This window comes from Acinetobacter sp. SCLZS86 (assembly GCF_021560715.1).
GTDB classification, from domain to species: Bacteria; Pseudomonadota; Gammaproteobacteria; order Pseudomonadales; family Moraxellaceae; genus Acinetobacter; species Acinetobacter towneri_A.
Genome location: NZ_CP090864.1, coordinates 1,005,144 through 1,019,688 on the forward strand (window position 1 = coordinate 1,005,144; position 14,545 = coordinate 1,019,688).

10 protein-coding genes, 3 tRNA genes and 3 pseudogenes are annotated in these 14,545 nt (G+C 33.6%); 3 read left to right on the forward strand and 13 right to left on the reverse strand.

Translation table 11 applies throughout. The features are described from left to right. Positions 1-201 precede the first annotated feature (201 nt). Both xseA and xseB read left to right on the forward strand, forming a co-directional pair. Positions 202-1,464, forward strand: coding sequence for an exodeoxyribonuclease VII large subunit (gene xseA / locus LZP46_RS04700; protein WP_020753604.1), 1,263 nt, complete (start codon positions 202-204; stop codon positions 1,462-1,464). Then, entirely contained in the window at positions 1,457-1,651 is a 195-nt protein-coding gene (xseB, locus tag LZP46_RS04705) for an exodeoxyribonuclease VII small subunit (RefSeq protein WP_020753603.1), read from the forward strand. The genes xseA and xseB overlap by 8 nt, the downstream gene beginning before the upstream one ends. Here xseB and LZP46_RS04710 read toward each other — a convergent pair. After that, a pseudogene (locus tag LZP46_RS04710) lies at positions 1,648-2,475 on the reverse strand (DinB/UmuC family translesion DNA polymerase); the annotation flags it as partial. The gene xseB and the pseudogene LZP46_RS04710 sit on opposite strands and share 4 nt — an antisense overlap. A 2-nt stretch (positions 2,476-2,477) precedes the next feature. Here LZP46_RS04710 and LZP46_RS04715 point away from each other — a divergent pair. Further along, positions 2,478-3,257 (forward strand): annotated as a pseudogene (locus tag LZP46_RS04715) (IS3 family transposase); the annotation flags it as partial. A gap of 180 nt (positions 3,258-3,437) precedes the next feature. On the opposite strand, the gene LZP46_RS04720 reads toward LZP46_RS04715, so the two are convergent. The 12 genes and pseudogenes from LZP46_RS04720 to LZP46_RS04775 form a co-directional block, all read right to left on the reverse strand. Next, a complete protein-coding gene (locus LZP46_RS04720; RefSeq protein WP_178319662.1) occupies positions 3,438-4,784 on the reverse strand; it encodes a tyrosine-type recombinase/integrase in 1,347 nt (448 codons plus the stop codon). Continuing rightward, positions 4,774-5,277 carry a hypothetical protein gene (locus tag LZP46_RS04725; RefSeq protein WP_236094823.1) on the reverse strand — a complete coding sequence of 168 codons (504 nt, stop codon included), beginning with the start codon at positions 5,275-5,277 and terminating at the stop codon, positions 4,774-4,776. The genes LZP46_RS04720 and LZP46_RS04725 overlap by 11 nt, the downstream gene beginning before the upstream one ends. After that, positions 5,274-7,499, reverse strand: a complete 2,226-nt coding sequence (locus LZP46_RS04730; RefSeq protein ID WP_236094824.1) for a hypothetical protein — start codon at positions 7,497-7,499, stop codon at positions 5,274-5,276. The genes LZP46_RS04725 and LZP46_RS04730 overlap by 4 nt, the downstream gene beginning before the upstream one ends. Before the next feature lie 187 nt (positions 7,500-7,686). Further along, on the reverse strand, positions 7,687-8,952 hold the full coding sequence (locus LZP46_RS04735) for a transposase (RefSeq protein ID WP_178319675.1): 1,266 nt from the start codon (positions 8,950-8,952) through the stop codon (positions 7,687-7,689). A 95-nt stretch (positions 8,953-9,047) separates the two neighbouring features. Next, positions 9,048-11,285 carry a hypothetical protein gene (locus tag LZP46_RS04740; RefSeq protein ID WP_236094825.1) on the reverse strand — a complete coding sequence of 746 codons (2,238 nt, stop codon included), beginning with the start codon at positions 11,283-11,285 and terminating at the stop codon, positions 9,048-9,050. A 111-nt stretch (positions 11,286-11,396) separates the two neighbouring features. Further along, positions 11,397-11,720, reverse strand: a pseudogene (locus tag LZP46_RS04745) (DUF2726 domain-containing protein); the annotation flags it as partial. A gap of 82 nt (positions 11,721-11,802) precedes the next feature. Continuing rightward, a tRNA-Asn gene (locus LZP46_RS04750) sits at positions 11,803-11,878 on the reverse strand. A gap of 117 nt (positions 11,879-11,995) precedes the next feature. After that, complete coding sequence (locus tag LZP46_RS04755; RefSeq protein WP_236094827.1) at positions 11,996-12,298, reverse strand: hypothetical protein; 303 nt, start codon at positions 12,296-12,298, stop codon at positions 11,996-11,998. A 218-nt stretch (positions 12,299-12,516) separates the two neighbouring features. After that, a tRNA-Asn gene (locus tag LZP46_RS04760) sits at positions 12,517-12,592 on the reverse strand. Between the two features lie 6 nt (positions 12,593-12,598). Beyond that, a tRNA-Asn gene (locus tag LZP46_RS04765) sits at positions 12,599-12,674 on the reverse strand. A gap of 147 nt (positions 12,675-12,821) precedes the next feature. Further along, complete coding sequence (locus tag LZP46_RS04770; RefSeq protein ID WP_070154187.1) at positions 12,822-13,448, reverse strand: superoxide dismutase; 627 nt, start codon at positions 13,446-13,448, stop codon at positions 12,822-12,824. A gap of 179 nt (positions 13,449-13,627) precedes the next feature. Beyond that, a complete protein-coding gene (locus LZP46_RS04775; RefSeq protein WP_236094828.1) occupies positions 13,628-14,386 on the reverse strand; it encodes a Nif3-like dinuclear metal center hexameric protein in 759 nt (252 codons plus the stop codon). Between the last annotated feature and the right edge of the window lie 159 nt (positions 14,387-14,545).

A 14,545-nucleotide genomic window follows, 5' to 3' on the forward strand; every position in this document is an offset into this window, starting at 1 on the left:
TGCACAACAAGGCAGGATTCGAGTAGCCATTGAAGACCTTTAGTTGAAATGTTAGCCACTTTTTTGGTTTCTATCGTCACTGCCCTAACCGGCATGACTTGCGATACATGAAGTGGCATTATTACTTCATAACCTATAGGTGTTTGCCTATAAGCCAAACTTTCTATAGTCTTTGACAATTACAATTCATAAAAACTAAGTATGCCTGATCAACAGCTTTCCCTCAGTGAATACCTCGAAACAGTCCAAGAGATCGTAAAGATTGCCTTTGGTGATCCTGTATGGGTTAAAGCTGAAATTAGAAGCCTGAACACCAAGAGTGGTCACTGCTACCTAGAACTTGCTGAAAAAGAAGAGGGCACTGATAAAGTCATTGCATCTTGTAAAGGAACCATTTGGAAGTCCACTGCAGCTAAGCTTCTGTACAAGTTTCAGAACGAAAGTGGAATGGAGCTGTCAAAGGACCTGAATATTCTGATTAAAGTCAAAGCCAGCTTTAGCCCACAATATGGGTTCTCAGTAAACATTGAAGACATTGATTCAAGCTTTACGCTCGGTGATCTTGCGAGACGTTACCAACAGATCGTAAAGCAACTCACAGAAGATGGCTTGATTGACAAGAATAAGAAACTCCCTACACCATTTGACATTAACAAGGTTCTCGTCATTGCACCTGAACAAGCTGCAGGATTAGGAGACTTTAGAAAGGATGCTGATATTCTGTATAAAGCAGGGGTCTGTGAATTCATCTATCACTCAGCAACATTTCAAGGTAATACAGCAGCAGCAAGTATAATTGCTTCTTTAAGCCAAGGATTAAGACAGTGGGCCAATGAATACAAAACACCTCCTGACTTGATTGTCATCATTCGTGGTGGTGGTGCTGTCAATGATTTGGCTTACTTGAATGATTACGATCTAGCTGCTTTGCTTTGCAAACGATCAGTACCTATTTGGGTTGGTATTGGACATGAACGAGATAAGACCATTCTCGATGAAATTGCACATCGATCTTTTGATACACCAAGTAAAGTGATTGGCGGTATTAGAAACCATATTGCTGAACGTGTAGATGAGGTCAAGGTTTTCATTCAATCCATCCAACTGTACTCTCAGCAGCAGATCCAAGCGTACCAAAGCCAAAATGATCAGTTAATGCAAATCACCAAATCTATGGCTCAGGCACAACTTAATCAAACCAGCAAACAAGCTGACCAAGTGAAGACGAATGTCCATTACTTTGCTCAGCAACAATTGAAACGAGCAACGCTTAATGTGGAAACGCTGATGCGAATGACGCTGATCCAAAACCCTACAAATGTATTGGCTAGAGGTTATGCCATCGTTCGTAGTGGAGGGAAGGCTATAACATCCATTCATCAAGCCAAGGATCAAACTTTGGCGATTCAATTACATGATGGTTTAATCAATACACAAGTTTTACAGGTGAAACCAAATGAGTGAACAACAACTAACATTTAAAGAAGGCTATGACATCTTAAAGAAGAATGCTGAGCTTCTAGAGTCTCAAGAGGAGCCGGACATTGATAACCTGATGAAAGTTGTTGAAGAATCCATGGCAGCTTATAAAAGCTGTAAGCAACGCATTGATGCAGTACAACAAGCATTGAATGAAAGCTTTAAGGATTAATCTTTAATTGTTAGCAGTTGATCCCATTTAAAGTAGTTCTGTGTTAGCCGATTTCGTGACATATTCCATGTTCTGTTCGGCATTAAACTTGCGCCCAAGGCAATCTTGGTTTTGCCATACTTAAGATGAATCGCTTCAAGGGAATCCATCAAAGCGTCACTGATCTCGATATGCTTCATGTCGGTAAACATATCATATACATGGCTTGCCTTTGGTTCGAGACACGTTAGAATCACGCCACATTTCTTGAAGGCAATGTCCTTGGCATACAGGCCATCAATCATCGCTGTAGCGAGTTTAGATAGCAGCAATAAGTTGTCGGTAGGTTCTGGTAAAGCCAAGGATAAAGACTTGTTGTAGAAGGGCTTTGAGCTATCAAATGGGTTTGATTGTACGAAACCAATCAGACAACCACACAACAGATTATCATCTCTCAGTCTGCTAACCGCATCCATGACATATAGCGACATAGCCTCCTTGAGATCATCAATATGGTAGATGCGTTGACCAAAAGAGCGACTCGCAATAATTTGCTTCTTGGCTGGTGGCGTATGTTCCAGTTCAATGCAAGCAATTCCATGGAGTTCCAATAAGGTTCTGTGCATCACTACAGAAAATTGGTCCCTGATCATCACAGGGGAAGTCAAGACAAAATCCATAACTGAATGAATCCCCAGGCTGTTGAGCTTCTTGGAATGCTTTCGGCCTACGCCCCAGATTTCACCAACATCTATGGCTTGATGCAGAGTTTCAGCAGAGCATGGATCCATTGAAACCAAGTTGCAAACACCATTGAAGTAAGCGTTCTTCTTGGCAATATGGTTCACAGGCAGTTGCCCAGCATGCCATTAGTATTCGTTTGGCTTGTAAAGCATTTGGCATTAGTGAAACCTGCTACCGCTATCAAGCCAAACTCAGCGATGACAATGCACTCATTGCTGAACAGCTCATTGAACTCACTGAGGAAAATTCCGATTGGGGCTTTGATTTGTGCTTCTCGTATTTACAGCATGTTGAGAGTTGCTGCTGGAATCACAAGCGGGTTTACCGCATTTACTGTGAGTTGGCACTGAATCTGCGTATTAAACCGAGAAGAAGACTAAAACGGCATGCGCCTGAACCATTGAAAGAACCAATCCGAGAAAATTAGGTTTGGTCATTAGATTTTATGCATGATCAGCTTTCCGATGGTCGCAAGTTTCGATTATTGAATGTGATTGATGATTACCGCCGCGAAGGCCTAGCCATTGAAGCAGGGTTCTCATTGCCCACAATCAGGGTTATTCGTACGTTGAATCAATTGCTGGAGTGGAGAGAAAAACCGTTAGTGATCCGATGCGATAATGGTCCCGAATTTATCAGTCACGAATTTGTGCGCTGGGCTACTGAGCACGGTATTCGTATTGAATATATTCAACCGGGTAAGCCACAGCAGAATGCGTATATTGAACGCTATAATCGGACCATACGTTATAGTTGGCTGAGCAAGCATTTATTTGATACTTTGTATGAAGTACAAGATTATGCAACAAACTGGTTGTGGCATTACAACCATGAAAGACCACATCAAGCTAACAAAGGAAAGCCACCTCTAATGGCTGCTTAACCTCTACTTTTAACTTCGGTTATTTATGGGAGGATTACCAGTTTAGGTATAGGCCAATTCATTTGAGAAAGCTATTGTAAAATAAAGGTATATTGGCAGGTTTGTACAAGAATAGTTTATATATAATGAACCTGTTATGTAATATTAAATTAAGTAATTAACTTTATTTAAGAGTTTGTTTTATTTTTTAAGTTGATCAATAAGTTCGCGTAATATAATAGGATCAATCGGAAGATTATTATTTAAAGAGTTTTCTAAAAAATTGATGTGTGTGTTAATCACATGATTAGAAGGGGTTGAAAGAATTCTTTCTTTTAATTCATCGATTTCAGAAAGCTCATCAAAAGCTAAATTTATATATGTATCTAAAGATGTAATAGATCTGTGACCAGTCCATTCAAGCATAATTTGTTTTAATCGATAAGTATTTAATAGCAGTTTACGAAATTCATCGCTATTCGATAATTCATGTTCTAAAATTAAAGATTTAAATTTTTCTGTAATAAATCTATGACGGAACATGTGGGCACAGACTTTTGAGGAAAGATTGGCATCTTTGGACCAATTATTCATATAAGTAGTTAATGTATCTGGTTGTAAGGGATGACCAGTTGTGTGGGAAATAAAAATATAATCATGATTAATGCCTTTTTTTTGAAGTATCGGATTTCTATAGTATTGAACATAAAAGCGTAAATTCAGTAAAAAAGTTCTTGAAACAGGAATTTCCCGTGTCTTTGTTAAACGATTATTTTTTAAATTTATAATTTCTAGCAAAGGTGAGATTGAATCAGTTTTTAAAGCTGATCTTAAAGAATTCATGGATATAGAGCAGACTTCAGATCTTCTACCACCTGTATTTTCAAGTGCTTGGAGAAGACATAAGTTTCTATGTCTTAGGGGCTCAATGTCAGAGTTATTTATATGATTCAGAAGCTTATTGTAATCATCGAGGGAAACAGGATAGCGTTTTCGTTTAGGTGAAGGAGGAGGAAATGAATAATGAAAATAATTAGGGTTAGAGTTTTTTTTGTTATTATCTCTATAAACATTCTTATTTTTATTACTTAAATTTATATTATTATTTTTACCAATTCCAATAAAATTATTAATATTATAAAGCTCCCCAATAAAAAAAAGAAAATCTATAATTTGATAAGCAATGTTTATAATTTGATTATTCGAACGAACAAGAGGATCATCTTGTAAATAATCCATAAAATCAGAAAATAAATTATCATCAAATTGAGAGAAATTTTCAATTTCCTTACAATAAAAAGTAAATCTGATAAAATGACTCAAATGATTGGCAAATATTCTATATGTGCCGCCATTATAGTTTTCAGAATAACCAAATTTTAATTTATAAATAAGATATGAATTAGCTTCATAGCATGGGATTCCATTAGGGAATAATAAAAAGGGTAAGGCATCAAGATTGTAAAATTTTATATCTTGTTTGGATGTGGAGATATAATTTGGTAGTGAAAAATTAATAACCATTGAATATAGTTTTTTATTCTTCATGAAAATAAACCTCATTAGCATGGTTTAATAATTTTTCAAATTGTTTTAGTTTATTATTTATTTCATCAATTGTATATTTGCTATTGGTTTTTAAAGCTAAATTTGAAATTGTTGACTTTAGATCATATATGATCTTTATAAGGATTAAGTTATTGATTTTTAAGTTGTTATTCTCTGCTTTTAATTCTTCAATTTTATTCTTTTTGGTTGCAGGGATTTTACTGATTGAAAATAATGCTTTTATTCTCAATTCATTAAACTGATTATAAGTCATATTAGCATACTTGTTTACATAAAGTTTGTGTGAGTTTAGTGATAGAGAGATAATGCCATAGTCATTATTAGAGTATTTAGCCATATTTTTTTGAGATGAAATAGCATATTTTATTGTATTGTCATTAATATAATTGTTTGGTTTTTTTACTATAAGTTGAAGTAAGTCAATTTCAGATTGAATTGAATTTTCAACTTCAAGAGAATCAATTTTTTTCATAAATCATCCTTAATTATTAATATTAGCTCAAATTCTTGGATTGTATTATTTTTTTTGTCTTTGGTGGTAAAAAATCTAGGTTGAAGGTCAATTATATGTTCATCTATAAGATAGTTTATTTTGCTTGATAAATTATTTGTCAGCTTAAAGTTGTTTGCGCTTATTATTTCCAAGTCATCAACATTGAAATGACTTATTAATACTGCACGCAAATTTTCAATGTTTTTAACAATTGGGCCTGATTTTCCTAAATAAGCTTCAGAAATTGTATGAGATTTTACGCCATTTAGAACGCTACCTGTTAAAGGTTCAGTAATATAATGATATAAATGTTCAATATCTGTATGACCAAGGAAGTAGCGTAATGTATCTAAACCATCAAAGCTTTTTGACCAGAAAAACATCATTGCAAAAAAACGTCTAAGTTGATGCTGTCGTATATAATATCTTCTATATTCATTTGGGGTAAATTCTATTACTTTTGTTTGAAAATAATCACAAAATAAATTTAGTAAGTTACCATAAGTTGAATGAGATAACTTTGACCATGTGTTTCTAGCATAAGAATATCTATTAACCAAATTAATATCTGATAATTTAGATAAATTATTATCTAAAATTACTGAATTGAACTTTTCAAGTTTATAAATTATTTTTGCTATTATGCTTGGTATAGGTCTTGCCATCTTTTCACGATGAAAATTAATGCCACCAACACCACTTTTTCGATTATCAAATATAACCTCAAACTCTTTATGTTCTGTTGTAAATGGATCAACATTTTTAGGCAATAAGCAATCTAATGATTGTAGATCAATAATTTCAGAGATGCGTCTAGCGGTGATTGCACCTAATGCAACTAATATGGACCCTAAAAGAATATTGTAAAAATCTATAAATCCATGATTCATTCGTAAATTTATAAAAAAATTTTCATCATCAGGTATTTTTAACTCTTTAATACCTATGCTCTTTAATGTGTCAGGAAAATCTGGAGAGTTATAGAAATCTTTGAAATCTCCTTCTTTATTCTTTATGAATAAAGAATATCTAATAATAGTATCAAGTAATATATCTAAATATTTATGAATAAATTCAAATGAATCATGTATTGCTTTAAAAGTTACCTCAGCAGGTAGTGTTGCAAATCGCCCCAGATCTCTTAAAGGGGTTATTTTACTTATTCGTTTTACACCTATAGTATTAAAGTTTGAAATATTTATTTGGGCACAATCATTTTGAGAGTGGATAAATACAATTTTCTTTAAGTTCTTTATTTGAGATTGAATATCTTGATATGAAAAGTTTTCTTCATCTGTAGTCTTACAAGGAAGAGATAAATACTCTGTATTAGATTTATCCTTAATTAAGTTTAATTGATGTAAAGTAATGGGGTGCTGGTTAAAAACAATGATTTTATTCTCAAAGCATTTAATGAAAAAATTAGTTAACACTTTGTTGGGATTATATGTAGAGTAACCTTTATTAAAATAAAGCCAATATTTAGACTTTCTTAGCTCTTCTAATGTCAAGTCAAGTTCATCATTATGGTTGTGATTATTAACAAAAGGAAATTCTTTTTCAAATTCTAATATATCATTTAAATTTATTTCCTTAATCTTTTCTCTTAGGAACTCTGCAACTAAATTATAATAATTTATTGATGCATTTATTTTACCATAGTTTGCTATATTGACTAAATAGTCAACAATATAGTCTTCATTGACTTTTTCTAAATTGTACTTGCTTAATTTTAAATATTTTGAGTTAATTAAAATAGAGTTTATGAAGTGTATTATATTACTTAAGTTGGTGCTTATTGTTTGATTTTTGAGTAAAAAACCATTATTGTAAATAGGGTGGCTTTGAATGCAAAGCCAGTATTTGAAGGTATTTAGAATTTTTGGTCTTTCTGTTAGTTTAATATTATTATCAATCTTTATTTTATTGAAGTTGATCGTTGTTATTTTTTTATTTATTTTTATCATCCATATATTTGATTCAAATTTAGTATTATTATAAAACCAATCTGGATTTCTTACATCTGATAGTTTTAAATTGTGTATGGTCGATGTTTTTTCAAAAGATTTTTCAATTAATTCATAGTTATTAGGGTTTTTTATCATCTCATTCTTTAATAGCATAAGTTCATTTATTGACATATTTTCAATATTTTTATTAATGTCGGATATAATTTCTTTTAATGCATTATCCACGATCATTTGTAAATATTCCTTCAATTATTTGATGCTTTATTGGGTTGTTTTTCGCTATTTTATACATTTCTATTATGTCTTTAGTCAAATACAAGCATTGTTGTAAATTATTTTGTGATTCTTCAATCTGAGATATTACATAATTCGCACTTGTGTACCCATACGCGCCAACTTAAGCCATGTTGATGATATTTCATACACTCTGGTGCCTCCTAAATAACATTGAAATATCATCTGTAAATCGTTGTAATTTCCTCTTCCTAGGCCGCTCCGACATACTTTTAATACTGCTTGCTAGATTGGCTTCAAAGCTTGGATATTCTGCTAACAAACTGTATTTAATCTGATCATTCAAGTCTTGAATTAGCCGCCAAGGACTTAAGTTTCGGTTTTTATCGAGTAAACTAACACCATGATTAAAATAATGTTGTTTATAGATTTTCTCTACTAAAACTGCGTAAAGTAGCTTTCCGAGTAAATAAACCTCAGCTAATTTACCGTCTTTTTTAGCCCTTAGTAAATCTATGTTAAGCAAGCTTTTTAATCGTTTTATATATAGTTCGATTTGCCACCTGGCTTTATAAATATTTTGAACTTGAAGCGTACTAAGAACCTGCGGCGGAATCGTTGTAAATACCAGCATCCAGTTCGTTAAGTAAAGTGTTTGAGCTCTGACTTTTCGCCCATTTTTCTTAGCAAAGGTCATCATTTCTCGACGTTCATTCTCTGCAACTTTTGTGTTTTTAGCTATCGCATGGACATAACCCTTGATCCTCTTATCGCCTAAAATCATATAACACTCAATCACCTGATTTTTCTCAGACCGTGATATAAGTTGCTGATGCCAATCAATCTTAAGCTTTTGATTATTCGAATTAAATGTATAGAGAGGCATGGAGTTCGGTGTATATCTGACAATGACATCAGCGCCTTGATCGACTGTCGGCATAATGGTTTGAACTCGACTATAGCCACGGTCAGCCACAAAGACATAACCCTCACGAAGCTGATAATGCTGAAGTTTTTCGCCAACTTTGTCTGTTGTAACAACAGCATCAGTGAGCGTTAAATCCATCAAATCTATGCCGAGATGTAGTCTATAGCTCGTTTGTGTCGCACCTGGTTCCTGAACGGTAGAGCCATCTACAGCTATAAATTTTAAATCGCCTTCTGTATGGTTATGATCTGTGGTAAGAGTTTCTTTTAAAAGTGATTTAATCCAGTCAGCACAAGATATTAATCTCTTTTTTACGGCTTCGTCGCTGATTGCGGAATAAGTTTCAGTGAATTTTCCAGCGCATGCTCTTAAAGACAAATCGAGGCCACAATACAGCATAAGTAATTTAAACAGTTCTAAAGGCGATTTAATTTTTCTAGCCCGTTGAAAAGCATTACAATTTATCGCCATTTGTTCAATATTTGAAGGAAGTACTTGTAATAACTGTTGAAAATGAATCATGATACGCCACGGTGGTTGTGTTTTGTGTTAGCGCATTAATAAATACAACCACCTTTTTTATTTTTCAAGCGATAATTATAATATATTTCAACAGTTTAAGCCTTAAGTTGGCGCGTATGACTTGTGTACCACCATTTTAAATGTTTCTTTATGTCTTTTTCATTGTGAGAAGTCTCCTCAAATAAGTATTTAACTGCCAGAAAAATTTGTAGAAGAGGAACTGTTATTAAATAAATACCTATATAACTATTTTTATCGTTGTTATTTTTTTTTTCAATATTTATTTCATGAAATCCTTTTTCAATATGATGAGGCATGTCTTTGAATGCATGATTATTTATGAATTTATCAAGTTCATCTTTAGTGAAGTCTACTGATTCAAATAAATAAATAGACTCTTTCATAGATTCATAAATTAGAGCATTTTGAAATATTCGTATCCATCTATTTGTGTAAAATTTCCATAGAGCATCTGGTAAATATGAATCTATCAAACTAGGGTTATATTCCTCATGACCTAGTGCTATACTCATTTTATTGACAGACATTGTTTCATAGTAAACACGTACACCACAACTTGCTCTAAACCTTGTTAAGGTTAAATTTTGAAAGATATGTTTACTTTCGTTATTATTAAGTAATATCTCACTATTTCTATAACTTGTTATTTCATATGAATTTTTTAAGCAATTAATTAGTGTGGTACATGTACCATTTTCAATCTTTTTTACTCTTTTTGGTTCTGTAAATGCAGTTCTTGAAGCTAATAGCATGTATTCATAATCTTTATTATTTTCTGATTTTAAATAATTTCTTGCTATGCTAGTAATTCTTATGATGTCTTCAATTATTTTTACCGATTGAGAATTTAACTTAATTAATTGTTCAGCATGATTCACTCCTTTTCTTTTTTTGAAAGACTTGCTATACCAAGATTCCCCAATTTTAAAAAGACCTACATTACTCTTATTGTCATACAATTTCCAACTCAGTAGCCATGATTCAGTAATCGCGGGATGTTGATTAATTAATAGTATAAGTAAAGGATATAATGTATTATAACTTGAATAAAAAATTTCATCCTTAATGATATCTTTTTCCTTGCTAAAACCTGATATACCTAGAAAGTTTGAATAATTCTTAATGTCTTTGTGTTTAAAGGGAGTTTCATAAAAAGTACGAAATGTGTTATTTTTACTTATAGTTCCTATCGGTACAGGGTTTCTTAAATTATTATTTTGGTTTACTTTAATAGTTCCTTTGTTGCTGCATTCAATAAAATAATCATATTTTTCATTTACTTTTTGTCTAAGTAATTCTGAACAGTAGACTATATGGTCAATTTCATTAATTATTTTAATAAAAATTAATTCTTTAGCCTCACTATCTGTATAGCTTAGTGGAATTTGTGTTACTAATTTATTATGTAATAATTGTTGTTTATTGTTTTTTATCACATTTGTTGTAGTATTTTTATTTGTACAATTTTTATAGATTGGCCTAAGTATTTCTGTGAGAGGTTCTTGAAATATTCCATAGTTGACTAATAAGCTGTACATATCGACCATACGACTCCATCTTCCGTGAAAATGACCAATATTATAGTTTTTTATTTTTGCATCAATTAAGCATAAATTATAAATAATAAGCATGCTTTCAAATGCATACTCTGAAGACATTGCCCTCTGTAAGTTTTTAATATTTGGATAAACTAGAACTAAAATTCTAAATAAGCTAACTAGATATCCAATTTTTTTTGACAATGTGGTTGATATTATTTTTTTTCCATAAGTTATCATTATTTGATGTAATTTATGTGTGAACTCTTTTCCATATGCATCGTAAATAATACTGATATTTAGATTCATAATTTTCTTATCATTGCTGCAAATGCTCCAACCTTGATAATATTCAATTTTTTCTATATTTTTTTCAGTATTTTTATATAGAAATATACAATGTTCTACGTCTTCACTTATTGTATTAAATGAAAGGAAAATTGTAGTTTTCCTTTTATTTAGAAATAAAGCTAGATTATTGAATACTAACTGAACTTCATAGCTATAGTGGTATTTGTTGTAATTACTTGTATCTATTTCAGTGTAGATAAATCCTATAAAGCACTCTACATGATCCTCCAGTGCAGCAGACGATGTTAAATTGAATATTGAGTGTTGACTCGATGTACCCTTCAAACATTCGATATACGCGCAATAGAGGGCTACTAGTGCAGTAAGCTTATTAAGCTTCTGTTCTTCTTGTTTTAGCCAGTAACGGCTAGCAATATCTAAAGTGTCTGAGTGATCATAATCCTTAAGGTATTTAACTTTCACAGAATGTTCCATCCATGACGATTGTCAAATAAATTAAAGGTTAAAAAATGTACTATGTCAATGAAAAATCTATAAAGAATCAATTTGACAACTTTGGTCAATTAGGAAAAGACTGCGGTCATCTAGCTCTACAATTGCGATGACTTGCATTTCTGCATTTAAGATTACAAAATCAGTCACCTTACGATTAAACAGCGCACGAATTTTATAGTGGCTGTTAGTAATTAATGCGCTAAATGCCACTTGCGCCAAGATGTGATGCTCAGGAAAAGCCTGTTTTAAACGCATAAACATTTTGCGTTCAAAAGCAGTCATAATCGGTTTGGGATAAAAACTTTTATTGGGGAAAAATAATGGCTTAAAAATTAAGATAAACAGGGCAAGGCTAGCCAAGCTGCCAATAAGCAAGAAAGTCGATTGACTGGATTCAAACATAGATGATGCGGTGCCGTTAGACCCAAATAAACAGCAGGAATAAAAAAACCCACGTCATGCTGCGTGGGTTTTTTAAGAATTTTGGCTCTCCCACCTGGGCTCGAACCAGGGACCTGCGGATTAACAGTCCGTCGCTCTACCGACTGAGCTATGGGAGAATCTGACACGCATTCTATGTGTCTATCTGTTTTTGGTCAAGTCAGAATTGAAAAAAAACCGTAATTATAGATTAACTGCTTTAAAAATAATCATCTAGCTTTGTTTTAACGCAGTTTTTAGAGTGCTTGAATGGCTTTTATATAATCTTCGCGTGTTTGTGGAGGGCTAGTTTTGCGACATAAATTAATTAATTCCAGCATCTCTTGCTGGGTCATTTCTGCTTTCACTTGGTTTTGAATTTGTTTTAAAGTGGCTTGTTGTTGTGCGTTCAGATCTCGACTGCATTGATATAGACGTTCGTACATGAGTGTCGCAGCAGTTTTATTGCTTTCAGATTTTTGTGTGCATTGAAAAATTGAAAAAATCACCACAATTAGAATTGTCCAAAAAATCAGGGATTTTAACCAAGGCGCTTGCATGGGCTTTCAAGTTTTATTGTTGTTGATGCACCTATTAAGTTAGCGAAAAAATAGAGGCATCACAAGAGGGGATAGCCCGATCTTCACTGTATGGTTTTAATTTTAATTTATGGGGAGAGTGAGGCCTGTTCAATTCGATTAGAACATCTTATTCACTATAAAAACGATAAAAATTGCAAAAAAATCCCACGTCATGCTGCGTGGGATTTTTAAAATCTTGGCTCTCCCACCTGGGCTCGAACCAGGGACCTGCGGATTAACAGTCCGTCGCTCTACCGACTGAGCTATGGGAGAATAGATTGGCTCTCCAACCTGGGCTCGAACCAGGGACCTGCGGATTAACAGTCCGTCGCTCTACCGACTGAGCTATTGGAGAATCTGTGGGGCATTTTAGGGATGAAAGTTTAAGTCGTCAACACGTTCATCATTAGAAATGGATTGTTTGCGTTATAAATATTCATTTCATCTGCAAAAATAAAAAAACTGCCCATAACGAGCAGTTTTTCTACAGAAAAAATAGAAATTATTTTTCTACACCAGCTTCTTGACCTGCGTATTTCGCATTTGCGTAATCCCAGTTTACAAGGCTTTCTAAGAAAGTTTTGATGTAAGCAGGACGTGCGTTACGGAAGTCGATGTAGTAAGCGTGTTCCCAAACGTCAATTGTCAATACTGCAACTTTGCCGTGTGCCATTGGTGTGTCGGCATTTGAAGTTTTCATAATAGAAAGTTTGCCATTCACTTCGTCAGCCACTAACCAAGCCCAACCTGAACCGAATTGAGTGGTTGCTGCAGCAGCAAATTCTTCAGCGAATTTTTCGTAAGAACCGAAAGCTTCATCAATTTTAGCAGCCAAAGCACCAGTTGCTTTACCGCCACCGTTTTTCGCCATACAGTTCCAGTAGAACGTGTGGTTCCAAACTTGCGCTGCGTTGTTGAATACGCCAGCTTTAGCTGCATCACCTGCAGTTGCTTTGATAATTTCGTCTAAAGTTTTACCTTCAAGCTCTGTACCCGCGATCAAGTTATTTAAGTTCACAACATAAGTGTTGTGGTGTTTGTCGTGGTGGTATTCTAAAGTTTCTTTGCTGATGTGTGGAGCAAGATCTTCGTAACCGTATGGTAAAGCTGGTAAAGTAATGGTTGTCATGTTTTCAATTCCTTGCATTTTGCTGGGTTTTAACATTAAGTGGCTCTATTGTAATAGATTTCGAGATAAATTGCGCATTAGGTTTAAATAACCATACAGAATTAGACTCGAATGTATACATCTAAAGACGATGTTAAAAACAGCTGTCATTTGAGTGAAATGTTGGGTGAAACAGTGTATTAAATTGGGTTATTTAATTCAAAATAACTATACTCAATATTAAACTGTTCTGAAATAGCTTTTGCGAGTCTTTGTACACCATAGCGCTCAGTCGCATGATGTCCGCAGGCATAATAATGCACACCTAATTCTTTGGCTTCATAATAGGTGCGTTCACTGACTTCGCCCGAAATAAAGGCATCACAACCTTGTTCAGCCGCTTTGCCAATAAAATCTTGTGCTGCACCAGTACAAAAACCTATTTTTTGAATCTGACTTTTTTCGGCAGGAAGATGAATGGTATTAAAGCCTAAACGTGCTGTAAGATAATCACGAAATTCAGTTGCACTCATGGCTTGCTTTAAAAAACCAATATTGCCAATAGGATGACGTTCACTAGGGTCCAAGGCTTGCAAATTTTCTAACGCTAAACATTCAGCAATCGCTGCGTTATTGCCTAGACTTGGATGTGAATCGAGCGGTAAGTGATAACCGACCAAAGAAATATCGTGTTGGATTAAACTTTTGATGCGTTTACCGCGCATGCCTGTAATTGGGTAAGGTTCGCCTTTCCAAAAATAGCCATGATGCACCAACAATAAGTCTGCATTTTGCGCAATTGCAGCATCGATAGCTTCTTGAGAGGCAGTCACTGCACATAAAATTTTTTGAACGTCAGACTTGCCTTCAATTTGTAAACCGTTTGGCGCATAATCTTTAAATTCATGTGTATTTAAAGTTTGATCACACCATTGAATAATTTCTTTTAATTGCGCCATAACTCTCTCAAATTGCTCATATTTAGCGAATATCAAAATATATTTTGTATTGTAACTAAAGCAAGACAAAACTCTTGGGCTTTTTTATGTTTCTATTTGTATTTCGTTTTACAATAGCTCATTCAATGACTTAATCATCAAAAAAATTTATTTAGAGGT

Excerpts from the sequence above, each read along its gene's own strand:
- xseA (WP_020753604.1), top strand. The coding sequence starts at position 202 with ATGCCTGATCAACAGCTTTCCCTCAGTGAATACCTCGAAACAGTCCAA.
- xseB (WP_020753603.1), top strand. The coding sequence starts at position 1,457 with ATGAGTGAACAACAACTAACATTTAAAGAAGGCTATGACATCTTAAAG.
- LZP46_RS04720 (WP_178319662.1), bottom strand. The coding sequence starts at position 4,784 with ATGAAGAATAAAAAACTATATTCAATGGTTATTAATTTTTCACTACCA.
- LZP46_RS04725 (WP_236094823.1), bottom strand. The coding sequence starts at position 5,277 with ATGAAAAAAATTGATTCTCTTGAAGTTGAAAATTCAATTCAATCTGAA.
- LZP46_RS04730 (WP_236094824.1), bottom strand. The coding sequence starts at position 7,499 with ATGATCGTGGATAATGCATTAAAAGAAATTATATCCGACATTAATAAA.
- LZP46_RS04735 (WP_178319675.1), bottom strand. The coding sequence starts at position 8,952 with ATGATTCATTTTCAACAGTTATTACAAGTACTTCCTTCAAATATTGAA.
- LZP46_RS04755 (WP_236094827.1), bottom strand. The coding sequence starts at position 12,298 with ATGCAAGCGCCTTGGTTAAAATCCCTGATTTTTTGGACAATTCTAATT.
- LZP46_RS04770 (WP_070154187.1), bottom strand. The coding sequence starts at position 13,448 with ATGACAACCATTACTTTACCAGCTTTACCATACGGTTACGAAGATCTT.
- LZP46_RS04775 (WP_236094828.1), bottom strand. The coding sequence starts at position 14,386 with ATGGCGCAATTAAAAGAAATTATTCAATGGTGTGATCAAACTTTAAAT.